The sequence below is a fragment of the Phormidium pseudopriestleyi FRX01 genome (assembly GCF_017313335.1).
In the GTDB taxonomy this organism is placed as follows: domain Bacteria; phylum Cyanobacteriota; class Cyanobacteriia; order Cyanobacteriales; family Laspinemataceae; genus Laspinema; species Laspinema pseudopriestleyi.
Genome location: NZ_JAFLQW010000534.1, coordinates 1 through 9,214 on the forward strand (window position 1 = coordinate 1; position 9,214 = coordinate 9,214).

Below are 9,214 nucleotides of genomic sequence, written 5' to 3' on the forward strand. Positions count from 1 at the left end.
ATTTCATGGGCAAAATGTTTAAAGGAGAGGAGTGAAAGGACATGGGGGAGTGGGGCTTACAAGAGGAGGGTTTTTACGTTTATGGTGATTCGCCTTACTATTAACTTCAGCGACGGTCCCCTCCCCTTGGCAAGGGGAGGGGACCGGAAGTAAAAACCTCCTCTTGTAAGGGAGGATGGGGGAGATGGGGAGGATGTTAGGAGTAACGACTTCAGTCGTTATCAATGTTCGTAGTAACGACTTCAGTCGTTTCTTAAAAATCCCCCAAATCATCCCCGCGTTGATCCATCCCCAACAATGATTACAGTACCTTGTGCACCATCAATCCGAACCCATTGACCATCGTGGAGACGAGAAGTCGCATCCGTAACATCCATAACTGCCGGAATTCCATACTCACGGGCAACGATCGCCCCGTGGGAGAGTTGACCTCCCACTTCAGAAATTAACCCCCCAGCGCGGGCTAATACAGCCGACCAACCCGCATCAGTGTAAGAAACAACTAGAATCGTTTCCTTATCAATCGGGCTGATTTCTTGTAAATTGCGAAGCACTTTGACTCGACCTTCCACAACCCCAGCACTTGCACCAATCCCCCGCAATCCTTGAGACAAATCCACTACTGTGCGAGTTACACTAGAAGGAACAGCCGGTGTATTTCCATAAACTACAGCAGGTACAGATTTCAGTTGTTTATCCCGTGCATAAGCATCCCGTCGGTCGGCAATTAATTGACGGATGCGATGTCTTAATTCCAGATTTGACCCTTCTATTAATTGCCGAATTTCCCCGAACTCTAAAAAGAAAATATCCCCAGCTTCAGCGAGTATTTCAGTGTCTATAAACTGATGCTCTAAGGCTAAAAAACTCCAGCGCAAATGTGCCAAAAACTTGTTATAAATCATCGCAACCCGACCCTTTAAGTCGAGACGACTTTGAACAATTTGGGCTTTTATGCCCTGGGATTTGGGTTGATTCGCCAGAGGGACGGGTTGAAACAACTGCTGAGTAAACAGTTGACGCACAGGGCGAGGGTCTTCTTTCCAAGTGGGAACAGCGATATCCGTGGCAACATCACTCAAATAGCCGTAGCGGTTGAGAAATTCATCGAATTGGTCAAAAATCGTTTGTCCGTCGGGCATTTCGGCCAGGACGGCAAACAGTTGAGAACAATCTCCGGTTTTATCCCCAGGGAGACTAATTTCGTCCAAGTCCGGTAGGACCAACAGGGCGGCATTGGCGATTTCTTGGAGGGCCTGAACTGCGGAGATTTCGGGAGTTTTCCCATAATCCAATTCGCGATCGCCCACTTTGAGCATTCCCTTTCTCAAGGCAAAACTCAGGGGGGACAAAATATTGTAATAGGTGAGGACCTCTAACAACTCCAAAATCTCATCGATCCGTTGTAGGAGAGACTGTGGGTTTAGGGAAGAGTTGCTCGATCCGGGTCCAGTATCATCGGAAACGGAAAGGGCTTCCTGAGATTCCAATGCAGCCAATGCGGGGGCCAAACGGGCCTGTTCTAGGTCATCAAAATTAAATCCCAGTCGGATTTCTCGCCGCAGCAAGCGCAGTAATCCCGGCAGGGAAATCAGGGTAGAAGTTAAGGGCGGTTTGCTGAAGGGCGCACCCCGGGTCAGAAATTCCAGACTTTCTGGGGGTAACCCCATCCGCAGAAAGATTTCCCCCAGTAAGGAGGCGTTAAAGTAGGCATGAGAAAAATGCAGGGTGGCGGTTTGCAGAAAGTCCAGATGACGGGCGCGTTTGCCTAAAACGAGGCTAAACAGTTTCCCCCAGACGCCACAGGTGAGGGGACGATTCAAGGACCAGGTGAGGGGCCGAATGGTGCCGGGAATGACTTCTGCAGCGATTTTGCGGGTCCAGATGGGCAGCAGGGTGGTGATGGGACGGGCCTGTAATAGCCAGAGGCTGTTGCCATCATAGGTCCATTCGATGTCTTGGGGAATGCCGTGGTAGCGGTTTTCCAGATGCCGGACGAGATAGGCGACTTGTTGCAGCAATCGCCGGGGGACATCGCCGGTACCTTCGAGGGGGAGTTGTTGGTCCTCGGGTAGTTTCCAGGTGGCGGTGGCATCGACATCGGCAGCACAAATAAAGACTTGGTAACGTTCCGGGGTGACTTGTCCGGAGACGACTCGGGAACAGTCTCCAGGGAGGGCTTCGATCGCCACAAAATCCCCTTGTCCAGCGATGGGATCCCGACTAAAAGCGACACCGGAAAACACGCCGGGAATTTGGGGTTGAATCAGTACCGCCATTGCGTCTCTTGCCCGTTGACGTTGATTGCTGGATTTGACTCGGGGCGCGGCATCCTGACGATATTGAGCGGCATTGGGGCGATCGTAGGAGGTTAAGCAGCGCGTAATCGCTTCACTCAAACTCGGGCGAGAGGTGACGTTGGCAATGGAGAGATATTGACCCGCAGCGGAGGCAGTTTCGGTATCTTCGCCAATGGCGGAGGACCGGACAATCAGGGGAGATTCCTCTGAGGGGTCGAGATGAGCAATCAAAGGGGATGGGTCATCTCCGGGAGGGAGGACCCATCCCTGGGGAACGGGATAGCCGGACTGTTTGAGGGCCGCTAATGTAGCTGCTTTTGCGCCAACTTTGGCGGCCTCTAGTTGCTTGTCCAGAGAAACTAGGGCGCGATCGCCTCGGAAAAAGCGAAACATCTTCTCTGATTGTTCATGACTGTTGGTGGCAGGCAAATCTAAATCGTCAGGCATTTTTTGGTAAATCCAGTAGAGTATTACCCCCAGGGCGATCGCAGCGACGATTCGTTCGACTTGCTGGGAGTGCAAGGCAGCCGTAATCAGTGGCAGGAGGACCAATACTAAGGTCCGGCCAGACTGACGTTCTCGCACCAGAGTAAAACTAATCCCCCCAATCAAAAAAATCAACCCCGTGGCGATCGGATCATGGACTGCAAACCCCCAAACCACATTGGTGGTCCCGGCCCCTCTTCCTTTCCAATACCGCCCCATGACTAGGGCAATCAAGGCAATTAATTCCCATTCTGGATGCTGGGGAAAAAACTGCCTTGCCAGCAATACGGCTAAAATTCCTTTTAATGCCTCGGATATCACCGCCAGGATACCGGCCTCTCGTCCTCCATGATAGAAGGCCGCAGAAACCCCAATATTCCCGGTTCCCACCCGCCGCAAATCTTGGCCGGTGAGGGCGCGAGTAATCCAATCAATCAGAGGTAAGGCCCCTAAGATTGGACAGAGGATGAAAATCAGTAATGTACCCCAAACTTGCGTCAGCGTCATGGAAAAACCAGCAATTGCGGCGGTGAGGGATGGCTCTTTAACAAATATCTAAGTATGCCGCAAAAATCAAAGTTCTGCTGAAAGGGGTCTCTATTCCCGGGGAAATAGGGTCTCATTACCCCGGCGACTGGGGTTACTCCTGTTCGTCATATCCATTGGCATAGACAATCGCGCACATCTGCCGGTAGGTGCTATGAGGGCCACAGGCGACCCCCGTCCAGCGAAATTCGCCGTTGAAGATGTTCTCCCGGTGACCGCGACTACTCACCCCATCATCAATAATTAGTTGCATGACCACTTGTTCGGCGGTATCGGGACCATAACTAATATTTTCTGCGGCCCCCCCGCGCCAGCGTCCATAACGGTTCATCCGGTCAAATGGGGTACTGCGATCGCTGCCGGTATGTCCTGTGCCCCCTCGTGGCCCTTGGTCCTGGACTAAATCTGCTGCTGCTTGCGACATCCCTGGCGAGGGTTGCAAGGAGGGTTTAGAATCCATTGCGCGCAGGGCCCGAATGGCTTCATCAACGGCGCTGATGCCTTCTTGGGTGCGGATGGGGGTTTCTCCCGGTTGTTTAAACAGTCTGCCGTCGTAATAGTTTTTCAAGGTTTCGAGTTTGTCGGCATATTCCCCAGGATTGGCCCGCGCTTGATTCATTTCCCGAATAATCTGTGCTTCTAATTGAGATAAATAGGGCATGGAGTCTTGTTGGGTGAGGATGAGAGGATGAGGAGGACTGGATTCCCCCAGCGGTCTGTGTTCTATATTGGGGTTCTGCAACCGAGGTGAAATTCCCATTGTTTCAAGGGATAAAATCGGCTGCAAGGGAAGACTAATACTGATTATTCCCAGGCCCAAAATCAACCACCCTGTTCTCGGATGCTGGAACTTGTTCAATGTAGCTTTTATTTTTTTCATGGCAGTTTATTTTGTATAGCTTGATTGGGTTGTTTTTTAAGGATAGCACTGCCTCTAAGCGGGTTATTCCATCTCAGGCGATCGCACCCGTCTCTATTTGCGCTACAGTTTTGCGCTACAGTGAGGATGCAACTCTGTGCGAGCCTGCCAATTGTGTTTGATAAAAATAGCCGATGGATTACCCAACTGCCTACAATTTTTTAATGGATCAGGGAACTGCCCTAAGTTCTCAGCGCAACCCTGATGATTTACTCCGCCGTCTCCAACAGGGAAAACCACCGATTCCCGGTCAGGTTACGGCTATTTTATTAGCACTGAAGGTGGTTTTTGAGGGATTAAAAGATGCTAAAAATTTAGACCGAAACTTGGTCTGGGCATTGTATTTGTTAACGGTTGAAAGTCAGCAGCTTTTTGAAAGTGGCTGGAAGTCAGGCGTAGACTGGCCGCCTCTGTTAAAGGAGGATTTACATAGAATTGCGATCGCGGTCCAAAGCATCTATTCCGGCATTTGGCAAGGGGGGTGAGGCAAGTCTGAAATCATCCAATATAGAGCCTATTTCCATGAATTGAAACAGGCTCTATAAAAATTTTATATTCAATTGAATTCACTGAAAAGCTTTTGCTAAAACCCTGAAAATTTACAATTCTCATCCCAACGGGCGGTTAAAGTCAGTAAAGATGCACCCATTTCTACCTGTAAAAATGTACTTAAAGTGAGGGCTAATCACTAACATTAAACCAGAGGTTCGAGTTTAATAGGTTGGTTCATCCCAAATCAGTTCGCCATTTTTGTACACTTCTAAATATGGACCGACCATGTAATTGTACTCATTGCCGTAGTCATCGTAGGTCGTCGCCATATAATATCCACTGTCGGTGAATGTGACTCCATAGACGTTAATCAAATCCCCATTAGAACGGTTGATACCCTGATAAAAATAATCCCCATCTCCATCCTCACAAATGAAGACATTATAGGTGTCGGTTCTGAATTGTTCTCTCATGGTAGCTCGTGAGCATCCGCTTTGCGCGATCAGCAATTCTCCGGACTGGGCGAAACTAGAATCCTCGGCGAGATTCGAGGAAGGCGCAACAGCTAACAGGGGCAATCCGGGCATCAATAATGCCAAGGTTGTACCCACTACAGCGGAAAACTTGCAGCCTTTAAGCCAAAATTTTGAACTCATTTTGTCTCTCTTATGATTGAGTTGTACTTGTTTAGTCGTAACATTTATTTCCCAGTAATGTCAAGAGTATTTTTTCTAGGTATTTATGAAGTTTTGATGACAGGGCGGGGGGAATTTTTCCGGTATTTTAAGAGTAGGTATTTATCTCTGTACAGTAAAAATAGCTGGCGGTATAAATTCTTACCGTTTTTTTTGTTTCTAAAATTTACAGGAATATTTTCAGGAAAAACATTGTTTTTCTTGCTCTAGTTTAGGGGGAATTCCACAAAGGACTGGGCAGATCAGTTTTTTTTGATTAAACTCTGTGTCGATTCAAACAGAGGAAAACTCCCGTAATTTTTAGCATGATTTTCTCATTCTCCTGGGACGATCGCCACTTTGATTACTTGGCGATCGCGCATATCCTGGAAGGTTCTTTCTAAATCTTTGAGGGACCGGCGATCGCTGAGTAACAATTCCAAGGGAATCTGTCTATTGGCAATGGTAGAAAGTGCTTCTCGGACATGGTAAGGAGTGTTATGAAATACGCCTTTTAAGGTCAATTCGCTGTAATGTAATCGTTCAGTATTTACCGTGATTGTCGTATCTTTTGGACAACCACCGAATAGGTTAATAATAGCACCCGGACGACCACAGGCGATCGCGGTTTCCCAGACTTCCGGTACCCCTGTCGCTTCAATCACGACATCTGCACCCCATCCATCGGTGAGCGATCGCACTACCTCGGGAATAGTTTGCTCTAATTGATGATAATTAAAGGTCTGAAATGCTCCCAGTTTTCTGCCAATTTCTAAACGATTGTCATTACCGCCAAATAACAAAACTTGAGCGCAACGGGTGGCTAGAACTGCTACAAACATTAATCCAATTGCTCCATCTCCAATCACAACAACTCGGTCTTTGGGCTGAATCAGCGAACGGTCAATTCCATGTAAAACACAGGCCAAAGGTTCGGTTAAAGATGCCAAGTCATCGGGGACATCAGGAGGAATTGCCAATAAATTAGCTTGAACAATTGGAGAAGGAATTCTCAAGTATTCTGCAAAGGTTCCGTTATTCCAAGTAATGTTAGGACAGAGGGAATAGGCGTGGCGATCGCAGAAAAAACAATGGAAGCAAGGGGCGGAATTATTGGCAACCACGCGATCGCCCAATTGCCATCCCTGAACCCCCTCCCCAATTGCCACAATTTCCCCTGCTGCCTCATGTCCAAATAAAGTAGGAAGTTGCAACATTTTGGCATGACCCCCACGCCGCCATACCTTCAAATCCGTACCGCAAGTCGTGGCAGTTTTCACTCGAATCACGACTTCCCCCAAATCCGGTGTCGGATCCGGTACAATCTCTAAACGTAAGTCTTCTTTTCCGTACAGTAATGCCGCTAACACGGGTCCCTATTCCTAAATGGTTTCCCCTTATTTTATCAGTCCGGCTGTCTCTTCCGAGAATTTTCCCTCGGATTGCCGGTGAAGCGTTCCTGTTGAGGCGATCGTCATAACCATCCCACACAACCGCCTCTCCCTGATGCAGTCTCTTGTACCCTCTAAACCCCTATAACAAAATTTTCTGTATCCCCTGACTCAAAACCCCCTTAACCCAGTCATCCCAATGAAATTAATTTACCCTGTTTTATTCAGTCTCATTGCGGTATTCACGGACGTTTATTTATCTCTCGCGCAAGAAATTTCCCCCGCTGTGGATGGGACTGGCACTCAAGTTAACTGGAATGGAAATCAATATAATATTCAGGGCGGGACCCTCTCTAAAGATGGCGTTAATCTGTTTCATAGCTTTGATAAATTTGGTTTAAGTCCGGGAGAAATTGCCAATTTTCAATCAAACCCTCATCTTCAAAATATTCTCGGACGAGTTACGGGAGGAACCGCTTCAGTTATCAATGGATTAATCCAAATCTCGGGAGGAGATGCTAATCTATTTTTGATGAATCCCGCTGGCATACTGTTCGGACAAAATGCTCGATTAAATGTATCGGGAGATTTTTTTGCGACTACAGCAACGGGGATTGGATTTGATAGTAATACTTGGTTTAGTGCAACGGGTTATCAAAATTGGCAGGAGTTAGTCGGAACCCCGGTACAGTTTGCTTTTGACTCATGGAAACCGGGAAGCATTGCCAATTTTGGCCGAATGGAATTGCAACCGGGTCACGCACTGGTTTTAATGGGAGGAACTGTTTTCAATGCCGGTACTCTTTCTAGTCCTGGAGGAAATATTACCCTTGCTGCTATCCCGGGACAACATCGGGTTCGCATCTCTCAAAGCGGACATTTGCTAAGTTTAGAGGTGAAGATGGGAACAGAGGGAGTTCTAACGGCAGAGGGATTCGCTTCACTCCCCAATCCCCTCTCACTTTCAGAATTACTAACCGGGGGAAACCTAGAAAATGCTACTGGGGTAGAAGTCAATGCGGATGGAACGATCGCCCTCACAGGTTCAGGAATCAGTCTGGACGCTCAAATCCCTGTCCTGAGCCCCGTCGAAGGGGGGGATGCGATCGCCTCGGGAAACCTCGATGTCAGCGATCGCACTCCTGATCAGTCGGCATTGCCAAGCATCACCATTGTAGGCGATCGCGTTGCTGTCATGGATGCGGCGATCGATGCCTCCGGAATTGATGGCGGTGGCACAATCCGCATTGGCGGTGACTTTCAAGGCAATGGCACAATTCCCAACGCCAGTCGCACCTTTGTCAGTGCAAACACCATCATTCATGCCGATGGACTCTCTATCTCTGATTCACCAGGAATCACCAATTCCCCTTCTACAGCAGATGGAGGACGAGTGATTATCTGGTCCGATCAAACCACGCGCTTCTATGGACAAGTCACTGCCAGAGGGGGTTCTCATCCTGCTAACCTCCCCCAAAATGGCGGGTTTGTAGAAATATCGGGACGGGAATTTTTAGACTTTCAAGGGACAGTCAATACCCTTGCACCTTATGGTACTTCGGGAATTCTCTTACTTGATCCGACGAATATAGAAGTGGTCAGCAGTACAGAGAATACAGCTAATTTGTCTGACGTTGATGCCTTTGCGGACCCGGATTTGGGCGAACCCACGGCGATCGCCGTAGACTTGATTAATAATGCGACAACAAATGTCATCCTGCAAGCAACTGAGGACATTACCCTAAGTACCCCAGTCGCCATTCAAACCCCTGGGGTCGGATTGACTGCGGAAGCGGGAAATTGGATTGCTGTCTATGGTAATATTCAGACGAATCAGGGAGACATTACCCTCACGGCAAATCAATCGGGAAATGGGGGACTGTTCATTGATAGCAATGCGATTCTCTCTTCCGGTGGTGGCAATATCACGTTAACGTCAAATCCTGGAAATAATGGGATTCAAACGGGTGAGATTCTCTCTAATGGCGGAAATGTCTCCCTCACCTCTTCTGGAGATATTGAAGTCGTTGCGATTGATGCCTCGGGAGGCAGTAACGGGAGAGGTGGCAGGATAGAAATCAATGCGGGGGGACTTTTTCGCGCTACAGGAACTTTGAGCGATCGCCTGGATAGTCCCACGAGTCTTTATACTGCTGATGCCAATGGCAACGAGGCGATCGTGATTCGGCATGGCGGGGATAGCGAAACTCCCTTTATTGTCGGCGATGCCAGAACCAATGGGACTGTAGGCGGCATTTTTACTGGAACCGAACAAATCAACGGCATTCTCTTATCCAGCGATCGCACTCAAGGCAACATTGCAATTCTCTCCAATGTCGCACCCCCGCCATCCACACCATCCTCACCTATCCAACCCCCACCGCCAACAGGAGGAACTCAACCTCC

Annotated in this window: 6 protein-coding genes; 2 read left to right on the top strand and 4 right to left on the bottom strand. The window is 48.5% G+C overall.

Annotated features, from left to right (window positions below; translation table 11 throughout):
• Positions 1 to 269: 269 nt before the first annotated feature.
• Both J0895_RS20260 and J0895_RS20265 read right to left on the bottom strand, forming a co-directional pair.
• Positions 270 to 3,293, bottom strand: coding sequence for a glycerol-3-phosphate acyltransferase (locus J0895_RS20260; RefSeq protein ID WP_207089807.1), 3,024 nt, complete (start codon positions 3,291 to 3,293; stop codon positions 270 to 272).
• A 133-nt stretch (positions 3,294 to 3,426) separates the two neighbouring features.
• On the bottom strand, positions 3,427 to 4,092 hold the full coding sequence (locus J0895_RS20265) for a CAP domain-containing protein (protein ID WP_242541454.1): 666 nt from the start codon (positions 4,090 to 4,092) through the stop codon (positions 3,427 to 3,429).
• A 293-nt stretch (positions 4,093 to 4,385) separates the two neighbouring features.
• Here J0895_RS20265 and J0895_RS20270 point away from each other — a divergent pair, with 293 nt between their 5' ends.
• Positions 4,386 to 4,736, top strand: a complete 351-nt coding sequence (locus tag J0895_RS20270) for a Dethiobiotin synthetase (protein WP_207089808.1) — start codon at positions 4,386 to 4,388, stop codon at positions 4,734 to 4,736.
• A gap of 228 nt (positions 4,737 to 4,964) precedes the next feature.
• Here the strand turns inward: J0895_RS20270 and J0895_RS20275 are convergent, their stop codons facing one another.
• Together J0895_RS20275 and J0895_RS20280 are read right to left on the bottom strand one after the other, a co-directional pair.
• The gene (locus J0895_RS20275; protein ID WP_207089809.1) at positions 4,965 to 5,399 is read right to left on the bottom strand and encodes a hypothetical protein; all 435 of its coding nucleotides are present in this window, start codon (positions 5,397 to 5,399) and stop codon (positions 4,965 to 4,967) included.
• Positions 5,400 to 5,752: 353 nt separating this feature from the next.
• Positions 5,753 to 6,787, bottom strand: coding sequence for an alcohol dehydrogenase catalytic domain-containing protein (locus J0895_RS20280; RefSeq protein ID WP_207089810.1), 1,035 nt, complete (start codon positions 6,785 to 6,787; stop codon positions 5,753 to 5,755).
• A gap of 220 nt (positions 6,788 to 7,007) precedes the next feature.
• On the opposite strand from J0895_RS20280, the gene J0895_RS20285 reads away from it, so the two are divergent.
• Positions 7,008 to 9,214: filamentous hemagglutinin N-terminal domain-containing protein (locus J0895_RS20285; protein ID WP_207089811.1), on the top strand; the 2,207-nt coding region annotated here is incomplete at its 3' end.